The sequence below is a fragment of the Lentibacter sp. XHP0401 genome (assembly GCF_025751535.1).
GTDB lineage: Bacteria > Pseudomonadota > Alphaproteobacteria > Rhodobacterales > Rhodobacteraceae > Lentibacter.
The window spans coordinates 101461-121740 of sequence record NZ_JAOWLC010000004.1; the positions used below are offsets into that span (position 1 = coordinate 101461).

Genomic DNA, 20280 nt, shown 5'->3' on the forward strand with positions numbered 1-20280 from the left:
TCACTCCTGATCTGTCGAAATCCAGCGCGCAAAGAGGTTACTTCATCCATATCAGCAAATAGGTCGTCAATTCGGGCCAGAGCGCAATAATAGCGAGGCCGATGATGCTGGTCGCAAGGAAGGGAACCGCGGCCGCAGCAATCCGTTCAAGCGAAAGTTTCGCGACATTGGCGGCCACAAAAAGATTGATGCCAACAGGTGGCGTAAACAGCCCGATGGCCAGATTGATCATCAGGAAAACACCAAACCAGATCGGATCCCACTCAAGCGCACGGACCACTGGCAAAAAGATCGGAAGCGAAATGAACATGATCGTCACCGCGTCCATGAACATTCCTGCAATGAGCAGAATGACTGCCATCACCAGCATGATCATCCACTCCGACGAGCTGAGCGCAAGCAAGCCTTCGGAGTAGCGCCCGACAACATCGTCTACAGTAACAACCCACCCGAAAAGGCTGGCGAATGTGACAACAAGCATAACAACAGCAGACGAGGCAGAGGCATCGCTCAAAGCGTTAAACAGGGTCGGGATCGTAAGGCTGCGGTAAACAAAGAACCCGACGAACAGAGCGTAAACCACAGCGACGATCGCGGCTTCGGTCGGTGTGAAAATCCCTGTGTAAATTCCACCCAGAATAACCACAGGGGTCATCAATCCCCAGACGGCATCCTTGAAGCTGAGCCAGATACGTTTTGGAAAGCTGAACTCGCCATAGGGCATCGGGGCAAGTTCGGTCAGACTGGACGATTTCGCCAAGGCCCGCTGACGGCTGACAAAAGGCAAGGCCGCCAACATCAGCGCGCCCATAACGGCACCGGGCAGGATTGCAGCAATAAACAGATCTCCGATGGAGACCTCGGCAATCACTCCGTAGATGACCAAACCAATAGATGGCGGAATGACAATGGAAAGGGCGGCCCCCGTGCAGACCATCGCCGCGGCAAAAGCCTTGGGGTAACCATCCGCAACCATACCGCGGATCACCATAGGTCCGATTGCAGCAACCGATGCGGGCCCGGACCCCGACACAGCCCCCCAGAACAGGCTGACCACAACACCAACAAGCCCCATGCCGCCCGGAAGGCTGCCCATCAGCACGCGGAAAAACCGGATCATCCGGTCCGCCATGCCTGCAGTTCCCATAAGGATACCTGCGAGAATGAAAAACGGAATGGCCAGAAGCGAGAATTTGGTAATGCCGCTGGCAAGCAAATCACCCACAAGATCAAGCCCGAAGCCCATTTGCCACATGGCAAAAAGGGAGGACAGACCAAGCGAAAAGGCCACAGGCACACGAATTGTTAGCAGAACCGCAAACAGGATCAGCATCTGGGTGCCGGTATCGAGGTTAAACATGATCACCTGCTTTATGGCCGGAAACCGCGCTTTGCACGAGGCGCAACGCGATCATCAGGAAACCGAGAGGCAGCGCCAGAGAATAATACCATGACGGAACCTGAAGCCCCGGCGAAACAATACCGCTGGCGCGTTGATTTACCACCATTTCAGCGCAGTACCACGCGGACAGAGCTAACAGGGCAACGCTTAAAACCAGCGCAAACCAGCGTACAAAGGGCTGCATCGCAGTCGGAAGCATATCCGCGAACAGCGACACGGCCAGATGCTCGCCTCGCCGCGCCGCAATCGCCGCGCCGAAAACAGTTAGCAGCAAAAAACCGTTCAGCAGGATTTCCTGTGTCGCCGCGAAAGAATAGTTTGAAAGGTAGCGCACCAGCACGTTGGCAAAGCCGATAATGGTCATCACAAGAAAGATGATGCTGCAAATATATTCCTCCAGCCGATCAACAACTCTAAATATCGGTTTTTGCATGGAGGATACCTTTGTCATGAACATCTTGCCGGTCAGGGATGCCCAAGCATTTTCTGTGAAAGCTGTTTGCAAAAAGGGCAGCGCACTCCGCCACAAGCGGAGCGCGCATTTTTATAGATAATTAGTTTGTAGTGTCGATGGCCGTTTGGAAAAGCTCGACAAGCTCGGGGCCGACTTTGGCCGCCCATTTGTCGAAAGGTTCTTTTGTGGCATCGCGGAATGCTTGCAGTTCTTCGGCGGAAGGTTCGTAAACTTCCATGCCTTCTGCCCGCAGCTTGTCGAGGCCTGCGGCCGTTCCTTCACGCGTGACTTTTTTCTGGAAATCCATTGCTTCGCTCGCGGCAGCCTGCACCTTGGCCTGCGTCTCGGCATCCCAGCTGTCCCATTTCTTCTGGCTCACACCAAGAAAAATAGGGTCGTAAGAATAGTGCCAGGGCGTGATGTATTTTTGAACTTCATACACGCGCTGGGGCACGATCACGGCACCGATCGGGTTTTCCTGACCGTCTACAACACCTTGCTGTAGCGCGCTGAATGTTTCTGTCCATTGCATCTGCTGCGGGTTCGCACCCAAAGCTGTCATCACATCAATATACATCGGGCCGGCAACGCGCATTTTCAGACCTTTAAGGTCAGCCGGTGATTTGATCGGATGAACATTATTGGTGACTTCGCGGAAGCCGTTTTCGCCCCATGCCAAGACAACAATGCCGTGCTCGGCCATGATGGATTTCATTTTATCACCCGGTGCACCGGCTGTTGTCGCGTCCACGGCGTCATAGCCCGAGTAGAGATACGGCAGCGAGAAAACCGCCATTTCAGGCACAATCGGTGTGACGTTAATTGCGGAGGTGACAACAAAGTCCAACGCACCGCGCCCCACCATCTCGGCTTGTTTCATCTGGTCGCCACCGGACAGCTGCGCATTCGGGAACACACGCACGTCCATGTCTCCGCCGGTTGCGTCCTTCATCAGCTCCGAGAACTTTTCGGCGCCCTGATGCCAGGATGTTGTGTCGCCAGTGTTGTGTGACAAGCGCAGCGTTTCGGCCTGTGCAACCGTGCCAAAAGCAGCAGCGGCTGAAATCGCGGCTGCAAAAATGAATTTTAGTTTAGACATTCTGTTTCCTCCAGTTTCCCATCCTCCCAATAGGAGGCCTCCGGCGACAGGAGGTCCATATTTTGGATGGTGTTGCAAGAAGAAATTTTCGATTCTTGCTGTAGGTTTCAATTTGACGTCTTGAAACATGCTAAACATTGCTCAAGAGTAAGGCAAAATGAAGTATTGAGCCGATTTGTGAATACATCGATACTCAAGATGGTATCCACATTATGGACATACGGGAGTTGCGTGGCGTAATGACGGGTGTGAAAAAACCTGCGGAAAGCATCGGTGCCCAGAGTGTTGACCGCGCTCTGGCCCTGCTTTCATTTATTGGCCGCAGCCCTGTTGAGGGAATCGGCCTGTCAGCGATTGTTCAGAACACAGGCTTGAGCCGTCCGACTGCGCGGCGCTTGCTCTTGGCGCTGATGCGCGCGCGGATGGTGGAACAGGACGCAACAAACCGGCGCTATTTTTTAGGCGAAGAGACTTATGTTCTCGGTGTGTTGGCAGCGCAGCGCTTTGATCTTGTTGATCTGGCCCGCGACAGTTTGCTGGATCTGGCCAGCCAGAGCGGGGACACTGTCTTTCTGTCTGTGCGCCGTGATTATCATTCTGTTTGTATGGTCAAAGAAGACGGCGCATTCCCCATCCGGACCTACGCGCTCAAGGTCGGAGATCGTCATCCGTTGGGTGTGGGTGCTGGATCACTTGCGATTCTCTCCGCCCTTCCCGAGCAGGAGCAGGCCGACATCCTGAATCGCAACAGCGATATACTGCTGGAGAAATTCCCGGGCTTTAGTCCCGAGGCCCTGCGGCCTTTGATCGCTCAGGCAAAAGAACGGGGATATTCTCTGAACCCCGGGCTGGTTCTGGCCAATTCCTGGGGGGTCGGCGCGGCATTTCGTATGCCCGACGGTCGCGTGGCCGGTGCGCTCAGTATCGCCGCCATTGACAGCCGTATGGGCCCCGAGCGTCAAGCAGAGCTCGGAGCCGCATTGATTGAAGAAACCACAAAACTGGAAGCGCGCATTGCCAAGGTGTTTGGATTGCCGATGCCCGCAACCCCCGCAACCAAGCTGGCGCGGCTGCCAAGGGATAGCCGGTCATACTCACTCAACAAAGGAAATTTGCCATGAAGAATGCACAGATCGTCGGCTGGGCGCACAGTAAATTCGGAAAATCCGCTGCGCCGGATACTGAAACCTTGATGGCCGAAGTCATCGCACCAGCATTGGAACACGCAGGGGTCGGTGCCGCAGACATCGACGGCATTTTCGTTGGCGTTATGAACAACGGTTTTTCAAAGCAGGATTTCCAGGGCGCCCTGGTTGGCATGGCAATGGAACAACTGGGCCGAACTCCCGCCGTGCGCATGGAAAATGCCTGTGCAACCGGCTCGGCGGCATTGTATTGCGCGCTTGATTTCATCGAATCCGGCCGCGGTAAAATTGCATTGGTGGTGGGCGCCGAGAAAATGAGCGCGCTGCCGACAGCCGACGTCGGTGATATTCTTCTGGGGGCTTGTTACCGCAATGAAGAAGCAAATGTGACTGGCGGGTTTGCAGGCTTGTTTGGCCAGATCACGCAGAAGTATTTTGAAAAATATGGTGAGTGCTCCGATGCGCTGGCGATGATCGCCTCCAAAAACCACCAGAACGGTGTGCACAATCCCTATGCGCATATGCAAAAGCCCTTCACCTTCGAGCAATGCAATGAGGTCACCGACCGCAACCCCTATGTTGCCGCGCCCCTGCGTCGCACCGATTGCTCGCTAGTGTCGGATGGAGCGGCTGCCATGATCGTGGCGTCGGCGGATGTGGCGGCTGATTTGAGACGCGCCATCGCGTTCCGCGCGCGGACCCACACCAATGATACGCTTGCTATGTCGCGTCGTGATATCACAAATTTTGATGGCGCAAAGCGGGCTTGGGCGGCATCTCTTGAAGCGGCCTCGCTGACCCTTGATGATCTGGATCTGGTCGAAACGCACGACTGTTTCACCATCGCCGAACTGTTGGAATATGAGGCCATGGGGTTGGCGGAGCCGGGCAAAGGCGCAGATGTGATCCGTGACGGCATCACTCACAAAGACGGTCGCCTTCCCGTTAATCTGTCCGGCGGCCTGAAGTCCAAAGGTCATCCGATCGGTGCGACAGGCGTCTCGATGCACGTCATGGCAGCAATGCAACTCGCGGGTGAAGCCCCCGAGGGTATGCAAGCCAAAGACCCAAGATTTGCCGGTGTTTTCAACATGGGTGGCGCGGCTGTCGCCAACTACATGTCAGTTCTGGAGCGTGTAAAATGAACAATTGGGCCTCCCCGAACCCTGATCCGAAAGGTGGTATCGCCCCGTCGACAACCCGTGTGTCTAACCTTGCCAATCACCTGACCCGCAATGCGCGGCGGCTGGGGGACAGTTTGGCGCTGGTATGGGGCGAGGAACAATGGACATGGGCACAAATGGAAGCCCGCGTGAATGCTTTGGCATACGGGCTGCAAGAGCGTTTCAATGTGACCAAGGGTGACCGCATTTTGATTCAGTCCCAGAACTGCAACCAAATGTTCGAATCCATGTTGGCCTGTTTCCGGCTGGGCGCCGTCTGGGTGCCTGCTAATTTTCGACAAACCCCCGAGGAGGTGTCCTGGCTGGCAGAATCCTCAGGCGCGTCGGGCATGATCTGCGGTGCAGAATTTCCCGATCATATGAAGGCCTGTGACACCCCCGAGCGTCGCTTTACACTGGTGATCGGCGGGAAGGGGGCAGAGGAGCACGATTTTGATGCGCTGGTCGACAGCTACATGGGGCAAACTGTTCCCAACTGCGCAGTGGGCCGCGATGATCCTTGCTGGTTCTTCTTTACATCCGGCACAACAGGGCGGCCCAAAGCTTCGGTGCTGACACATGGGCAGATGGCGTTTGTCCTTTTGAACCATTTGAACGATCTGATGCCGGGAACGACCCCGCAGGCGCGCTCCCTGTGTCTTGCGCCGCTCAGTCACGGGGCAGGTATCCACCAACTTACCCAAGTGGCCGCAGGGGCTGCGACTGTGTTGTTTCCAACCGGTCGTTTTGATCCAGAAATCGCCTGGAAGATCGTTCAGGAGTATCGGATCAGCAATATGTTTACTGTTCCGACAATCGTGAAAATGCTGGTCGAGCACGAAAGCGTAAGCAAATATGACACCACTTCGCTGAAACACATGATTTACGCGGGCGCTCCGATGTATCGCTCAGATCAGAAATATGCGCTATCGGTTCTTGGCAATGTTCTGGTGCAGTATTTCGGCCTCGGAGAAGTGACGGGCAATATTACAGTGCTCCCGCCCGACGAGCATTTTACAGACGATGAAAACATGCGTGTCGGCAGCTGCGGCTATCCGCGGACCGGCATCGAGATTTCCATTCAGGACAATGAGGGCAATGAAGTAAAGACGGGTCAGCAAGGCGAGATTTGTGTCATCGGGCCTGCCGTATTCGCGGGCTATTACAACAATCCCGAAGCCAACGCCAAATCCTTTCGCGCGGGTTGGTTCCGCACCGGAGATCTGGGGTATGTCGATGCCGAAGGCTATCTGTTCATCACTGGACGGGAATCCGACATGTATATCTCCGGCGGTTCGAACATTTATCCGCGTGAGATCGAAGAAAAAATCCTGACACATGAGGCCGTAAGCGAAGTTGCTGTTCTGGGTGTGCCCGATCCTGTCTGGGGAGAATCCGGTCTCGCCGTTTGCGTCTTGCACAAAGGGTGCGAGTCTACGCCAGAAGCGCTCCATGCATGGCTGAAGCCAAAAATTTCAGGATACAAAATGCCGAAGCGGTTTGTGCTGCTGGAGGAAATGCCCAAATCGGCCTATGGCAAAATCACCAAAAAGATCATCCGCGAAACACTGGAACAGCGCGGCTTGCTGGACGGAACAGTCTTGGCATGAGCTCTGATGTGCCTGCCAAAGCGATAAACCCCCCGATGGTTCATCCGGGGCCTGTCGCCTCCAGCCGCATTGAAGCCATAGCTGTGCGCAAGCGTGATCTGGACATTCATCTGGAGCCTGGCCAGCAGGTAGAAGCCGCCATTTGCGAAGCCGTGGCCGCCGCAGGCTGTGATGGAGCATGGGTGGATATGGCGGGGCTACACGCCGAGCCTTTCGCTTTTGTCATGCCGGACACATCGCCTGATGGCACTCGCGTCGCCTGGTATAGCGAAACCTACAAGCCGGAAGGAGAAACCCGCGTGGACATGGGGGGGCTGACTGTCGGGCATCACCGCGGCGGCCCTTTCACCCATTGCCACGGGCTCTGGACCTCGGCAAACGGCACAACGCTGGGGCATATGCTGGCGCTGGTTTGCACCGTGTCGCGGCCTGTAACCTTGCGCGCAATTGCGTTTCAAGGTGGACGGTTCGAGAGGCTACCAGACGCTGAAACCTGTTTTGATCTCTTCCGAGCGTGCCCCGCCGACACTCCGGCGGACGCTCCTGACGCGGTTATCCTGACCCTGCGCCCCAATACCGATCTGTGCGCGGCGATCGAAGAAACCGCCCGTAGCTTTGGTATCAGCGATGGAAAAATCTTCGGGCTTGGCAGCCTCAACGGTGCCTGCTTTCAGGACGCGCCGCCCATGCCAAGTGCCATTACGGAATTTGTCATCAGCTCTGGCGCATTGGTAAACGGTCAGGCAAGCGTCACCCTGTCCGCTGTGGACATCTGCAAAGACATCTACAGCGGCACAGTGCAAAGGAACGGTGCACCCGTTTCCATTACGGCAGAAATTATTCTGTGCCGCCCGTAACGCTCTGCTGGATATCTCCGTCTACCAGATGACAGGCCGCTGTTCCGGTAGGAGTGATGCGCGGTTCGGGGATTTCAAACTTGCAGCGTTCGATGGCCAGCGGGCATCGTGGATGGAAGGCACATCCTGACGGCGGGTTGATCGGGTTGGGGATTTCTCCGGTCACAGGCTTGCGCCGCCGCCCTGACAGAGCCAGATCCGGAACAGCATCCAGCAACATCCGCGTATAGGGGTGTTGCGGCTCGACAAACAGCCGTTTGCTATCGGCAACTTCAACCAGACGGCCAAGGTAGAGCACGCCAATCCTGTTGGCCATGTGGCGCACCACGGAAAGGTCGTGTGAAATGAGCAGATAGGTCAGTCCGAATTCGTCCTGCAAATCCCGCATCAAATTCAGAATTTGGGCTTGAACAGATACATCCAGAGCAGACGTCGGTTCGTCGCAGACCATAAACTCGGGCTTTGAAGACAAGGCACGCGCAATGGCGATACGCTGGCGCTGGCCCCCTGAAAACTCATGTGGAAACTTGCTCGCATCTGTCGCGGACAGCCCCACAACCTCAAGCAAACGCGCGACTTCTTTTGTGACGTCGTTTCCGCTCATCAAGCCGAAAGTGCGGATCGGCTCTGCAATGATGTCACCAACACGCCAGCGCGGGTTGAGGCTGGCAAAGGGGTCTTGAAATATCATCTGCATCCGTCGCCGGACAGTGCGGATGGCATCAGGATCATCAGGGCCGATACGCCGACCCGCGATTTCGATTGTGCCATCCGAAGGGGCCAGCAGGCCGACAATCATCTTGGCGATGGTCGATTTGCCCGAGCCGGACTCGCCCACCAGCGCAAAAGTCTCACCTTTGCGAATGTCAAAACTCACATTGTCGGTCGCAGTCAGAAAGGTCTTGTCCTCGCGCTCCAGAACGCGGTTCAGCCATGGTTTCGAGACATCAAAATACCGCGTCAGGTTGGTGACGCTGAGAAAACTATCCGTCATTTTTCGTCTCCTCTTCAGCAAGCCAGCAGGCCGCTGCGTGCCTCGGTGCCACGTCAATCAAGGGCGGCTGTTCAATGCGGCACCGCTCAAACGCCTGATTGCAGCGTGGATTAAAGGCACATCCTGAGGGAATAGCGTTAAGCCGTGGCATCGAACCGGGAATCTGGACCAGCCTGTCGGTGTCTTGCACAAGTGTCGGAATAGAGGCCATGAGCCCGCTCGTATAAGGGTGGCTGGCGTTCAGGATCACGTCACGCACCGGTCCGATCTCGGCCATGCGCCCTGCATACAGAACGGCAACGCGGTCTGCCGTTTCGGCAATCACCCCCATGTCATGGGTGATCAGCATGACGGCAGCGCCGCGTTCAGCGCAGATTTCCTTGAGCACGTCGATAATTTGTGACTGGACCGAGACATCAAGCGCCGTTGTCGGCTCGTCTGCGATGACAAGTTCGGGCTCGGCCGCGAGCGCCAGCGCGATGACCACGCGCTGCCGCATCCCGCCCGAAAAATGATGCGGATAATCGTCGATCCGTCGCGCGGCAGCAGGAATTCCCACACGGTCCAGCAGACCGATGGCATGGGCGCGGGCTTCGGCCTCGGACATATCCAGATGCACACGGATGGTTTCGATGAGCTGGCGGGCAACCGTGTAGAGCGGGTTCAGGCTGGTCAGCGGGTCCTGAAAAACCATACCGATGCGCTTGCCGCGAATGCGGCGCATGGCTTCGGGGGGCAGGTTGTCGATACGTTCTCCGGCCAGACGGATTTCACCGCGCACAATGCGGCCGGGTGGTTCGATCAAACCGATGATCGCCGCACCGGTGATCGACTTGCCAGCGCCGGATTCACCTACCATGCCAAGAACTTCTCCCGGTGCGATATCAAAAGACACGCCATCAAGCGCACGCAACATGCCGCGACGTGTTGGAAATTCAACAACAAGGTCGCGGACAGACAGCAAGGGTTCGGTCATTATTCTGGCCTCCTTCAGCGCAGACGCGGGTTGAGTGCGTCACGCAGCCAATCGCCCAGCAGGTTGACGGCCAATGCAAGCGCCAGCAACGTGACAGCAGGAAACAGCAGGATCCACCATTCTCCCGAGAACAGATATTGCTGGCCGATACGGATAAGCGTGCCGAGGCTGGGTTGTGTCGGGGGCACGCCCACGCCGAGAAAGCTGAGTGTCGCTTCGGCAATAATCGCCAGCGCCAGTCCGATTGTGCCGATCACAAGCACTGGACCCATCACGTTGGGGAGAATGTGGCGCAACAGAATACGGATCGGGTTCACCCCGATCACGCGCGCGGCCTGCACATATTCCTTGCCTTTCTCCACCATGGTCGCCCCGCGGACAACGCGGGCGAATTGCACCCAGTCGGACAGGCCGATGGCCACAATCAGTACCCAGATCGCCATCGTTTCGCGTTGTGACGGCGGAATAAACCCGCGCGCCACACCAAAAATCAGCAGGGCAATCAGGATGGACGGGAAGGAAAGTTGCACATCGGCGATACGCATCAAAACCGCATCAACCCAGCCGCCACGATAACCCGCAATTAAGCCGGCAGTGATCCCCAGAACCATGGCAAAAATGACGGCAGAAAACCCGACGAAAAGCGAAATGCGCGCACCATACAGGATGGTGGAGAGAACATCGCGGCCCTGGTTGTCGGCACCCAGCAGAAAAGTGCTGCCTGTAAAGGCATTTTCCTGCATCGGCGGCGTGAAACCGTCCATCAGGTTCAGACTGGATGGATCATACGGGTTGGTCGGCGCGATCAGTGGCGCAAAAGCCGCCGCCAGTATAATCACCAGCGCCACCACGCCCGAAATAATGGCAAGCGGTGACTGGCGGAAGGAATAGGCGATGTCGCTGTCCCAAAGGCGGAAGAGGCGGCTTGGTGTCTTGGTGTCACTCATGGTTCTGCCCTCAATGACGCGCCGCACCGCGCTCGACGCGCAGGCGGGGATCGACGACATAATACAGCAGATCGACGATCAGGTTGATGATGACGAAGATCAGAGCGATCAACACCAGATAGGCGGCCATGACCGGCACATCCACAGCGCGCACCGAATTGATAAAGAGCGCACCCACGCCGGGCCACTGGAAGACGGTTTCGGTGATGATTGCAAAAGCGATAATCGCACCCAGTTGCAGGCCTGTGATGGTAATCACCGGGACCAATGTGTTTTTCAACGCATGGCCGAAATGCACAGTGCGGTTCGATAAGCCACGAGCGCGGGCGAATTTGATGTAATCGGTGCGCAGCACTTCAAGCATTTCGGCCCGCACCAGCCGCATGATCAGGGTCATCTGGAAAAGCCCCAGCGTAATTGCAGGCAGGATCAACGATTGGCGTCCTGAGGACGTCAGAAATCCGGTGGTCCAGCCGCCGGGCAAGGCAACGGTATCACCGCGCCCAAAAGAGGGAAGCCACTGCAATTCGACCGCGAAAAGCCAGATCAGCAGGATACCGATGAGAAATGTGGGAAGGGACACGCCGATCAGGGAAACAGCCATGATGCCTGTCGACAAAAAGCCGCGCCGGTTGAGCGCTGTGTAAACTCCGGCTGACACCCCGAAAATAAATGCCGCCAGCCCCGAGACAAGCGCCAGTTCCAGCGTGGCGGGCAGACGTTGCAGGATCAACTCCATGACGGGTTGTTGCAAGCGATAGGAAATACCGAAATCACCCTGTATGGCATTGCCGATGAAACGGCCGAACTGGACGATGAAAGGATCATTGAGCCCCAGCGTGGTGCGCAGCGCCTCACGGTCTGCGAGCGAGGTTTCTTGCCCGACCATCGAGCTGATCGGGTCGCCAACGTAGCGAAACAGCGCAAAGGCCACCAATGCGACAACCAGCATCACAAGGGCCGATTGCACAATCCGTCGAATGATAAAGGCAAGCATAAGACCCCCTGACTGGTCGAAATAGTAAAAGCCGGCATGGTTTATAAAAACGACCCGCGCGAGTGGTCCCGCACGGGTCGATCGGTTTTGGCTGGTTTAGTTGTCGAAAGTCAGCGTCGTCATCTGCGGCTGGTTCTCGGGATGTACCGCCAGGTTGATACCGTCGCGCATTGCATAGGCCAGCAGCTGGTTATGAATGTTCAGGATCGGACGATCTTCCATAACTTGCTCCCAGATCTCGGCGATGACAGCATTGCGCGCGTCAAGGTCTGTCATTGTGGCAAGCGATTCAATCTTCGCGTCTACTTCATCGTTGGCATAGCGCGAGCCGTTGTAGCTGCCGAAGCCTTCTTCACGTGAGTGCAGCAGGAAGTTGAACACATAGGCAGAATCAAACGTCGGAACACCCCAACCCAACAGGTAAAAATCGGTTTCCCATTTTTCGATCAGCGGGAAGTGAAGCGAGCGGGTCTGCGACACAAGGTTCGCTTCAATGCCGATACGGCCCAACATGCCGACATAGGCCTGACAGATCGCCTCGTCATTCAGGTAGCGGTCGTTCGGGCAATGCATATCAAACGAGAAACCCTCAGGATAGATTGCTTTTACAAGCTCGGCTGCGCGCACATAATCAGGCTTGCTGTAGGCGTTCAGCTCTTCGGTCCAGCCGTTGACAAATGGCGGAAGCGGAGCTGCGGAGGGCTGCGACTGTCCACGCATGACCACTTGCTGGATGGCGTCGCGATCCAGTGCAAGCGCCAAAGCCTCGCGGATGTCCGCATGGGCAAACGGGTTGTCATCAACATTGGATGATGCCAGCTTTTCCGAGCTTACGTCGTAGGCAAAAAAGATGTTCCGGTTCTCTGGTCCCGTCACGACATGCACACCGTCTGTCTGTTCAAGACGTTGGATGTCCTGCACCGGCACGTCCTGCACCACATCAACTTCGCCAGACAGCAAAGCAGCAACGCGTGTCGCGGCTTCGGCAATCGGAGTGTAGATAATTTCGGTAACTTGTGGCGCCTCGGCCCAGTGGTTCTCGTTGTAGGCCATCACCGTGCGAACTTCGGGGTCGCGCGAAACAAGAGTGTAAGGGCCGGTGCCGTTGGCATTGCGCACAGCGTGGTTTTCCTCACCTGCGGCAAAGTTTTGCGGTGCGACAACGTCATTGGCTTCCGCCCAGCCGCTGTCCATGATGAAAAAGTTGGTCAGATTCTGCACATAAAGCGGCGATGGGCCTTCCATCTGGACATGCACAGTGTAGTCGTCAACGGCTGTTGCGCCGGTTACGGCAGTGTGCAGCGCGCGGAAGCCCGAGCTCTCGTGGCGCACCCGATCAAAGGAAAAGACCACATCTTCGGCGGTCAGCGCGCTACCATCGTGAAAAGTCACGCCCTCACGCAGTTTGATAACCCAGATTGTAGGGTCATCGGGGTGAATATTCCATTCAGTCGCCAGACGCGGCTCAAGAGAGCCGTCGGTCCCACGGCGCACCAGCGATTCATACATGTGGTGGAGAACGGCCAATGTCGGGCCCTCGTTCTGGCTATGCGGATCCAGTGTCAGCGCATCGGCGACACGGGCCCAGCGAATAGTCTCGGCGCTGGCACTGCCGGCGAATATTGCCAAGGCAAGTGCAGAGGTGGCGAGCTTGGTGGCCATTCCCGATTTTTTAAGTGGTGCGAGTAGGGTCATTGTTCGTCTCCCGGTTGTTTTCCGACTTTCAAGCACGCCCACCAAATAGGAGGCCCAAAGTCCTCTAACGATACTATTGACTGCCGGTTTGGCAGCAAGCCCTTTTTTTACGCAATAAAATAATTACCGTAGCATGTTGTTAAATATATAGATTATACATTCTGGCGCCTAATTTTTGATCACGATAATCATGCCGTAGCATTCCCGAATTGGCGGCTCCGATATGTATCCGGCGCCGGTTGAGGTGTTTATGCGCCGCGCGCGTCATTCAGTGTTGCCAGATCACCTCATAGAGCCGAACAAAAAATCGAGCCTGCCCGAAACCCGCAGAACTGCCGCTTTGGATTGATAGGGGCGAGGGAAAGTGTCATAACTAAAGCATAGATTCTGAACGAACGGGTTCACTTATGACAGATTTTATCGCTCGCCGTCGCATGATGGTAGACAATCAGGTGCGTCCTTCGGATGTAACAAAATTTCCGATCATCGAAGCTATGCTGAGTGTGGAGCGTGAAAACTTTGTTCCGCAATCGCTCCGCGAAGCAGCGTATCTGGGGGAAAACCTCACGCTTGCGCAAGGTCGTGTGCTGCTTGAGCCGCGCACGCTGGCCAAGATGCTGGACGCGCTTGATATCACAGGAAACGAGCTTGTGCTCGATCTGGGTTGTGGCATGGGCTATTCGTCAGCTGTGATCGCGCGGATGGCCGAGGCCGTGATTGCTGTAGAGGAAGACGAGGCACTGGCGCGGGAAGCCGAAACGCTACTGGCCGAGGCAGGTGCGGTAAATGCTGTCGTTGAGCAGGGGCCGATTGCCGCAGGTGCTCCGCAGCATGGCCCATATGATGTGATCACCATTGAGGGTGCCGTTGAAACTGTGCCACAAGCCATTCTGGATCAGCTCAAAGAGGGGGGCCGCATGGTCGCTATCTTTGCGGAAGGCAAGCTTGGAACTGTGCGCATCGGCCATAAAATCAACGGACAGATGAGCTGGCGCTTTTCGTTTAACGCGGGCGCACCCGTTTTGGCCGGTTTCGAGAAGGCAGAGGCATTTTGCCTTTAAGGCCAGCCGTTTGGTTGGAATGAAATAAATATTGGAGGCGGCTCTTATGCGGCTTGGCTATACGATGAAATCAGTGCGGAATGCGGCAGTTGCCGTGTCTGCAGTGGCACTGTTGGCAATGCCCGCGGCCAAGGCCCATGCGGAAACCCTCGCGGATGCAATGGTTGGCGCTTACAAGCACAGTGGCCTTATGGACAAAAACCGTGCTCTCTTGCGCGCCGCTGATGAAGACGTGGCTGCGGCCATGGCCGCGCTGCGCCCGATTGTGGCGTGGAGCAGCACGTTGGGCTATAGTTATTCGGCAAATCAAACGGTTACCACTGAAACTGTTGGCAGCACAATCGGGCTGGTCGCGGAGCTGATGCTCTACGATGGTGGCGCAAGCAAGCTGAACATCGAGATCGCCAAGGAAACCGTTCTGGCCACCCGCGAAACACTTGTATCTGTGGAGCAGCAGGTGTTGCTGTCCGCAGTCAACGCATTCTTTGACGTTCGCCGCGCGAACGAGTTTGTCCAGTTGCGCCGGAACAACCTGCGTGTGATCAACGAAGAACTACGCGCTGCGCGTGACCGCTTTGAAGTGGGTGAAGTGACGCGCACAGATGTGTCGCTCGCAGAGGCCCGCCTTGCTGCAGCACGCGCCGAGCTTGCCTCTGCCCAAGGTGATCTGGCGCGCGGCGTTGAGGCCTACCGCGCCGCTGTCGGCCGCAAACCCGGTAATCTTGTTAAACCCGGTATCATCAGAACACCGGCCAACACGCTGGACGCCGCAAAAGGTATCGCACTCAGAACCCACCCCGATCTCAAGAGAGTGCAGCACCAGGTCAGCGCTGCCGAGCTTGGTATTATGGTCGCCGAGGCTGCGAAGCGTCCCACTGTCACGCTCTCGGGCCGTCTCGGGGTCTCCGAATATTTTAATTCTACAACCGATGGTCGCTCCGCCAGCCTTGGTCTTGAGGCCAACCAGCCTATTTATCAGGGCGGCCGCCTCAGCGCTCTGGAGCGTAAGTCGCGCTCCCAGCGTGATGCCGTGCGTGGTGATTTGCACGTTGCGCGCCAATCGATCGCGCAGAATGTCGGCAACGCCTGGGCATTGCTCGAGGTCTCCCGCGCAACGGTTGTTGCAAGTACCCAGCAAGTGCGCGCCTCGGAGATTGCCTTCCGTGGTGTGCGTGAAGAAGCCACGCTCGGTGCCCGGACAACGCTTGATGTGCTCGATGCCGAACAGGAACTACTCAACGCGCGCGTGACACTGCTGTCTGCCCAGATTGACGAGGTTTTGTCAGGCTACACGCTTCTCGCATCCATGGGGCTGCTCACGGCGGAACGGCTCAATCTCAACGTGCCAAGCTATGATCCGGCGGCCTATTACAACCTTGTAAAAACAGCGCCGACGAATATGTCCAAACAAGGCCGGCAGCTTGACCGTGTGCTTAAATCCCTCGGGAAAGAGTAAAGTCGTTCATATCTGTTGTGAGAATCCCGCCTCCGCGCTACACTGGGCGTGAGGCAAGAGTGGTATAATAAGATGTCAGATCCCGTAACAAACGTGGAAATCGAAGACGTATTGTCGTCGATCCGTCGGCTTGTATCTGAAAGCGGCGGCACAAAAACCGAAGTGCAGAAGGCGTCTCCTGCTGCCGAAAGGCTTGCGTATTCATCTGCGAAAGTTGCCCCCGCGGCCAAGCCCGCGTCGGCCTCCGAGGCAGAATCGCTTGATAAGCTTGTGCTTACGCCCGCTCTGCGTGTCGTTGATGCGCCTGGTCAAAAGACAGAGCAAGCGGGGCCCCAGGATGTAGAGTTCCGGCACGACACAACCGGAGACTCCGAAGTTCGGCAAGACGCAGAAACTGCGGAATCGCCTGCTGAAGAGCAGGGCGCGCAGGCTGAAGAGGCAAACGCCGAGGATGCTCTCACCGAGGATACCATTTCTTTTGAAGAGACAGCATCCGCCTCTGGCGAGGCCGCGCCCGAAGGAGCCGCTGCCGCAACAGATGCAGGCGAAAGCCTGAAAGATCGCATCCAGCAGCTTGAAGCAGCCGTTTCAACGCAGGAAGGCGAGTGGGAAGAAGAGGAAACCGGCGAAGCTCTGGCTTGGGAAGATCACAGCACAGAGCCTGATGTCGCGCCTGAACCCTTCGTCACATCCGATACTCACCGTGCTGAAGCGCCTGCAGAAGATGCAGAGTATACCGAAGAAGATGAAAGCGAAGACGGCTTCAACTTTATGGCAGGCGATGAGACCTTGCTCGATGAAGACGCGCTGCGTGAAATGGTGGCTGACATCGTGCGCCAGGAGCTTCAAGGCGCTTTGGGCGAGCGGATCACCCGCAATGTGCGCAAGCTTGTCCGCCGCGAAATTCAGCGCGCACTTATGGCGCAAGAGTTTGAATAACTCAGGCTTTCGCAGCGATTTCTAAAATATGGTCTATGTCCAGATGTGCCTCCAAATGCGCGGCCAGCGCATCCAGAACAGCGTCGACATCTGCATCATAACTCAGCGTCGAGTTTGCCCCGAAGCCGCGCAGGAATTCCGCGCGGTAGGCGTCTGATGTGAACATCCCGTGCAAATAGCACCCTCTGATCCGCCCGTTGGCACTCTGCGCGCCATGGGTCGCGCCTTCAACCTCAAGCCAGCCGCGTGCACAGTCGGCTCCCGTGGTTTCGCCAAGGTGGATCTCGTAGCCGCTGATCGGCGCGCCACTTTCAGGCTCTAGAGCCTGCGTCAGCGTCACGCGCTTTTCGGGTTTCATGATTGTCTGCACGTCAAGCAAGCCCAACCCTTCAACCTCGCAGGCGGCCCCCTCAATCCCGTCTGGGTCACCAATCCGCGTGCCAAGCATCTGAAACCCCGCGCAAATGCCCAGCACATGCCCGCCACGGCGGATATGCGCGGCAAGGTCGATATCCCACCCCTGCAAGCGCAAAAAGCCAAGGTCCGCGATGGTCGATTTGCTCCCCGGCAAGATCACAAGCGCAGCATCCGCAGGCAGCGTCTGCCCGGGCGGAACCATCACAAGGTTCACATCAGGTTCCGAAGCCAGTGGGTCGAAATCATCAAAGTTCGCAATCCGCGAAAGCAGCGGCACAGCGATTTTGAGTGTTCCGCCCGTGTCGGCCGTCAACTCGGGGGCGTCTTCTGCAGGCAAGCGGCAGGCGTCGAAAAACCATGGGACAACTCCCATCGAGGGCCAGCCCGTGTGCACTTCGATTGCCCTCAACCCGTCATCAAACAGGCTTACATCGCCGCGAAACTTGTTGATGATAAACGCCTTGATATGGGCTGCGTCCTCGGCCGGCAGCACAGCCTGTGTTCCCACAATCTGTGCAATCACCCCGCCTTTGTTGATATCACCCGTCAAGATCACAGGCACACCCGCCGCCTCGGCAAAGCCCATATTGGCGATGTCACCGGCCCGCAGATTTATCTCGGCTGGGCTGCCGGCCCCTTCGATGATCACAAGGTCATAGGCTTCCTTGAGTCGTGTGAAGCTTTCCAGCACAGGCCCCATGAGGCTCTGCTTGCGCTTGCCAAAGTCGCGGGCCGCTTGCGTGCCCACGCGCTTGCCCTGCACAATCACTTGCGCGCCGGTCTCGCTTTCGGGTTTGAGCAGCACAGGGTTCATATCCGTATGCGGCGGCACGCGGCAGGCCAGCGCCTGAAGCGCCTGCGCGCGGCCAATCTCGCCGCCATCCGCCGTGACGGCTGCGTTGTTGGACATATTCTGTGGCTTGAAGGGCGCCACGCGCAATCCACGATTCACGGCCGCACGGCACAGCCCCGCCACCAGAAGCGACTTTCCCACATCAGAGCCGATGCCCTGTATCATCACAACGTTTGCCATGCTCACGCTTTCACTGAAACCCGGACACAAAAAAGGCCCCCGAGGGAGGGCCGATTTTGCAAAATAGTGCGTGTCGTTGCTTAGGCAGCTTCGGCCTGAGCAGCAGCATTACGGCGTTCGCTTTCTTCGCGAGACAGCGCAACAGAGGTGCGAACCCCTTTGGAGACAAAGTCCATCAGCCCCGAAACGACACGTTCGTTCGGGTCAATCCCTGCACAAGACAACACTTCACGCCCGTCGCGTGAGCGCGCCCAGCGAGCGATTTGCTCGGGACCGTTTCCATACTTCTTGTCATCGGCGATAGCATCGTCGAGGGCAGCCAGTACCACGGCTGCAAATAGTTTACGTGCACGGTTGCCTTGCTCGTTATTGAAGGCCGTGCCGTCAACGAAATCTCTCATGATTCGTCCTTTGTTTTTTGCTCTTGTCTTTTTCGGCGTGAGGCTGGTTATGACTGGTTTAATCCGATTCGGATAGATCAGATTTGCATAGCTATGTTGCAATTTGTGCATATCTTTCTGCAAATGCAGCACAGTATCTGGTTTTCTTGCCAAGGGGCCTCCCCCAAGATATAGGTGCGGTCTGTATCCGATCAACCTTATTGCCACGGTTTTGCCATAATGCCTAAAATCAACGGAAACGAAATTCGCCCCGGAAATGTTCTGGAGCACAACGGCGGCCTCTGGGCTGCTGTCAAAGTCGATCACGTGAAGCCCGGAAAGGGCGGAGCCTTCGCTCAAGTCGAGATGAAGAACCTTCGTAACGGATCAAAGCTTAACGAACGGTTCAGAAGCGCCGATAAAGTCGAGCGTGTGCGCCTTGAGCAAAAAGACATGCAGTTCCTCTACGAGGATTCTGGCCAGCTCATTTTTATGGACACCGAAACTTACGATCAGGTCCAGCTTGATGCAGAAATTCTGGGCGAGCGCCGCCCCTTTCTGCAAGACGGCATGACCATCTTTGTAGAGTTCCACGACAGCGAGGCGCTCAACGCGACGTTGCCGCAGAAGGTCACCTGTGTGATTGCCGAGACAGAGCCGGTGGTCAAAGGCCAGACAGCCGCCAACAGCTTCAAGCCCGCCATTCTGGACAACGGCGTGAAGGTCATGGTTCCGCCCTTCGTCGGTCAGGACGAGGCGATCATCGTAAACACCGAAACAATGGAATATTCCGAGCGCGCCTGAAGCCGTTCAGCCAGAGTTTGAAAAGCCCCTGCCAAAAGCGCGGGGGCTTTTGTGTTTCAGTCAAGCCTCTCAAAGCGCAGGGCTTGCCCTTCGGCCTCAAGGCCCGCCTCGGCCCGATCAAACCGCAAATACGCTAGCGCCGCGTTGCCCGCCACGCTCAGCACCGTGCCCGCTGCTTTGCCATCCGCCGTAATCTGCGCGCCCTCGCGCAATGGTCCGTCGGCAACCACTCGCGCCAGCCCTTTGCGCAGCTCGGTCTTATGCTTCATCCGCGCGGTTACTTCCTGGCCCACATAACAGCCTTTTTTGAAGTCCACGCCATGCAGCCGCTCAAATCCCATCTCGAGGATAAATGTATCAGAGGTCAGCTCCGCTCCCGTCTCGGGAATTCCGTGCACAATACGCAGGCTTATCCAGTCGGTCGTGTCCTCGGCCTGCGGCTCGTCGCGATAGTCCCGCCAGCCAAGCGCCGCATGGCGCGGGTCGGAAAAGGCACCCTCGGGTCGTTTGCCCAAGCCACGGTGTAAATGCAGCCCAGAAGGCTCGATCTTCACCTTGGAGCGCAGTTTGTACATGGTCAGCCGTTGGCTCAGCATCGCCGCAAGGCTCGCGTCCACATCCAGCAAAATCGCCTCGCCATGCGGCACCAGAAAGAAATCCGCAATGTATTTGCCCTGTGGCGTCAGCATGGCGGTATAAACCAACCCGTCTTTCAGCTGCATCACATCGTTGGTCACAAGACCCTGCAAAAAATGCTCACGGTCTTCCCCCGTGATCATCAGTATTTCCCGGCTCATCACGGCTCTCCCATTCGCGTTACCTTCGTAATATAGAGTAGGTGTAGCCGAACA

The 20280-nt window shown here is 56.6% G+C and carries 19 protein-coding genes; 8 read left to right on the plus strand and 11 right to left on the minus strand.

The annotated features are described in order from the left end of the window. Positions 1–37: 37 nt before the first annotated feature. From OE750_RS06825 to OE750_RS06835, 3 genes are all read right to left on the minus strand, one after another. Entirely contained in the window at positions 38–1360 is a 1323-nt protein-coding gene (locus tag OE750_RS06825) for a TRAP transporter large permease (protein WP_263762834.1), read from the minus strand. Then, positions 1353–1859: a TRAP transporter small permease gene (locus OE750_RS06830; protein ID WP_263762836.1), complete on the minus strand. Its 507-nt coding sequence runs from the start codon at positions 1857–1859 to the stop codon at positions 1353–1355. The genes OE750_RS06825 and OE750_RS06830 overlap by 8 nt, the downstream gene beginning before the upstream one ends. Positions 1860–1956: 97 nt before the next feature. Continuing rightward, positions 1957–2955 carry a DctP family TRAP transporter solute-binding subunit gene (locus tag OE750_RS06835; RefSeq protein WP_263762838.1) on the minus strand — a complete coding sequence of 333 codons (999 nt, stop codon included), beginning with the start codon at positions 2953–2955 and terminating at the stop codon, positions 1957–1959. A 212-nt stretch (positions 2956–3167) separates the two neighbouring features. On the opposite strand from OE750_RS06835, the gene OE750_RS06840 reads away from it, so the two are divergent. The 4 genes from OE750_RS06840 to OE750_RS06855 are packed head-to-tail and all read left to right on the plus strand — an operon-like array spanning position 3168 to position 7730. Next, positions 3168–4076 (plus strand): IclR family transcriptional regulator, encoded by a 909-nt coding sequence (locus tag OE750_RS06840; protein ID WP_263762840.1) that lies wholly within the window; start codon positions 3168–3170, stop codon positions 4074–4076. After that, entirely contained in the window at positions 4073–5245 is a 1173-nt protein-coding gene (locus OE750_RS06845; RefSeq protein WP_263762842.1) for an acetyl-CoA acetyltransferase, read from the plus strand. Before OE750_RS06840 ends, OE750_RS06845 begins: the two co-directional genes overlap by 4 nt. After that, positions 5242–6873 carry an acyl-CoA synthetase gene (locus tag OE750_RS06850; RefSeq protein WP_263762844.1) on the plus strand — a complete coding sequence of 544 codons (1632 nt, stop codon included), beginning with the start codon at positions 5242–5244 and terminating at the stop codon, positions 6871–6873. Before OE750_RS06845 ends, OE750_RS06850 begins: the two co-directional genes overlap by 4 nt. Beyond that, positions 6870–7730 (plus strand): hypothetical protein, encoded by an 861-nt coding sequence (locus OE750_RS06855; protein WP_263762846.1) that lies wholly within the window; start codon positions 6870–6872, stop codon positions 7728–7730. The genes OE750_RS06850 and OE750_RS06855 overlap by 4 nt, the downstream gene beginning before the upstream one ends. On the opposite strand, the gene OE750_RS06860 is transcribed toward OE750_RS06855, so the two are convergent. The 5 genes from OE750_RS06860 to OE750_RS06880 form a co-directional block, all read right to left on the minus strand. Continuing rightward, a complete protein-coding gene (locus tag OE750_RS06860) occupies positions 7711–8724 on the minus strand; it encodes an ABC transporter ATP-binding protein (RefSeq protein ID WP_263762848.1) in 1014 nt (337 codons plus the stop codon). The two genes, OE750_RS06855 and OE750_RS06860, sit on opposite strands and share 20 nt — an antisense overlap. Next, a complete protein-coding gene (locus OE750_RS06865; protein ID WP_263762850.1) occupies positions 8714–9700 on the minus strand; it encodes an ABC transporter ATP-binding protein in 987 nt (328 codons plus the stop codon). The genes OE750_RS06860 and OE750_RS06865 overlap by 11 nt, the downstream gene beginning before the upstream one ends. A gap of 14 nt (positions 9701–9714) precedes the next feature. Next, positions 9715–10647 (minus strand): ABC transporter permease, encoded by a 933-nt coding sequence (locus OE750_RS06870; RefSeq protein ID WP_263762852.1) that lies wholly within the window; start codon positions 10645–10647, stop codon positions 9715–9717. A 10-nt stretch (positions 10648–10657) separates the two neighbouring features. Further along, positions 10658–11644: an ABC transporter permease gene (locus OE750_RS06875; RefSeq protein ID WP_263762854.1), complete on the minus strand. Its 987-nt coding sequence runs from the start codon at positions 11642–11644 to the stop codon at positions 10658–10660. A gap of 96 nt (positions 11645–11740) precedes the next feature. After that, positions 11741–13339 (minus strand): ABC transporter substrate-binding protein, encoded by a 1599-nt coding sequence (locus OE750_RS06880; RefSeq protein WP_318527984.1) that lies wholly within the window; start codon positions 13337–13339, stop codon positions 11741–11743. 407 nt (positions 13340–13746) lie between these two features. On the opposite strand from OE750_RS06880, the gene OE750_RS06885 reads away from it, so the two are divergent. The 3 genes from OE750_RS06885 (at position 13747) to OE750_RS06895 (ending at position 16795) form a co-directional block, all read left to right on the plus strand. Beyond that, complete coding sequence (locus OE750_RS06885) at positions 13747–14400, plus strand: protein-L-isoaspartate O-methyltransferase family protein (RefSeq protein ID WP_263762856.1); 654 nt, start codon at positions 13747–13749, stop codon at positions 14398–14400. A gap of 46 nt (positions 14401–14446) precedes the next feature. Beyond that, positions 14447–15856 (plus strand): TolC family outer membrane protein, encoded by a 1410-nt coding sequence (locus OE750_RS06890; RefSeq protein WP_263762858.1) that lies wholly within the window; start codon positions 14447–14449, stop codon positions 15854–15856. Positions 15857–15928: 72 nt separating this feature from the next. Beyond that, entirely contained in the window at positions 15929–16795 is an 867-nt protein-coding gene (locus tag OE750_RS06895; RefSeq protein WP_263762861.1) for a hypothetical protein, read from the plus strand. Between the two features lies 1 nt (position 16796). Here OE750_RS06895 and OE750_RS06900 read toward each other — a convergent pair whose 3' ends face one another. Both OE750_RS06900 and OE750_RS06905 read right to left on the minus strand, forming a co-directional pair. Continuing rightward, positions 16797–18245 carry a cobyric acid synthase gene (locus tag OE750_RS06900; RefSeq protein WP_263762863.1) on the minus strand — a complete coding sequence of 483 codons (1449 nt, stop codon included), beginning with the start codon at positions 18243–18245 and terminating at the stop codon, positions 16797–16799. 80 nt (positions 18246–18325) lie between these two features. Beyond that, on the minus strand, positions 18326–18646 hold the full coding sequence (locus OE750_RS06905; protein ID WP_263762865.1) for a DUF6280 family protein: 321 nt from the start codon (positions 18644–18646) through the stop codon (positions 18326–18328). Between the two features lie 219 nt (positions 18647–18865). Between OE750_RS06905 and efp the strand changes: the two genes are divergently transcribed. Beyond that, positions 18866–19429 (plus strand): elongation factor P, encoded by a 564-nt coding sequence (efp, locus tag OE750_RS06910; protein WP_263762866.1) that lies wholly within the window; start codon positions 18866–18868, stop codon positions 19427–19429. Positions 19430–19485: 56 nt separating this feature from the next. On the opposite strand, the gene OE750_RS06915 is transcribed toward efp, so the two are convergent. Further along, positions 19486–20229, minus strand: coding sequence for a YgfZ/GcvT domain-containing protein (locus OE750_RS06915; RefSeq protein ID WP_412176207.1), 744 nt, complete (start codon positions 20227–20229; stop codon positions 19486–19488). Between the last annotated feature and the right edge of the window lie 51 nt (positions 20230–20280).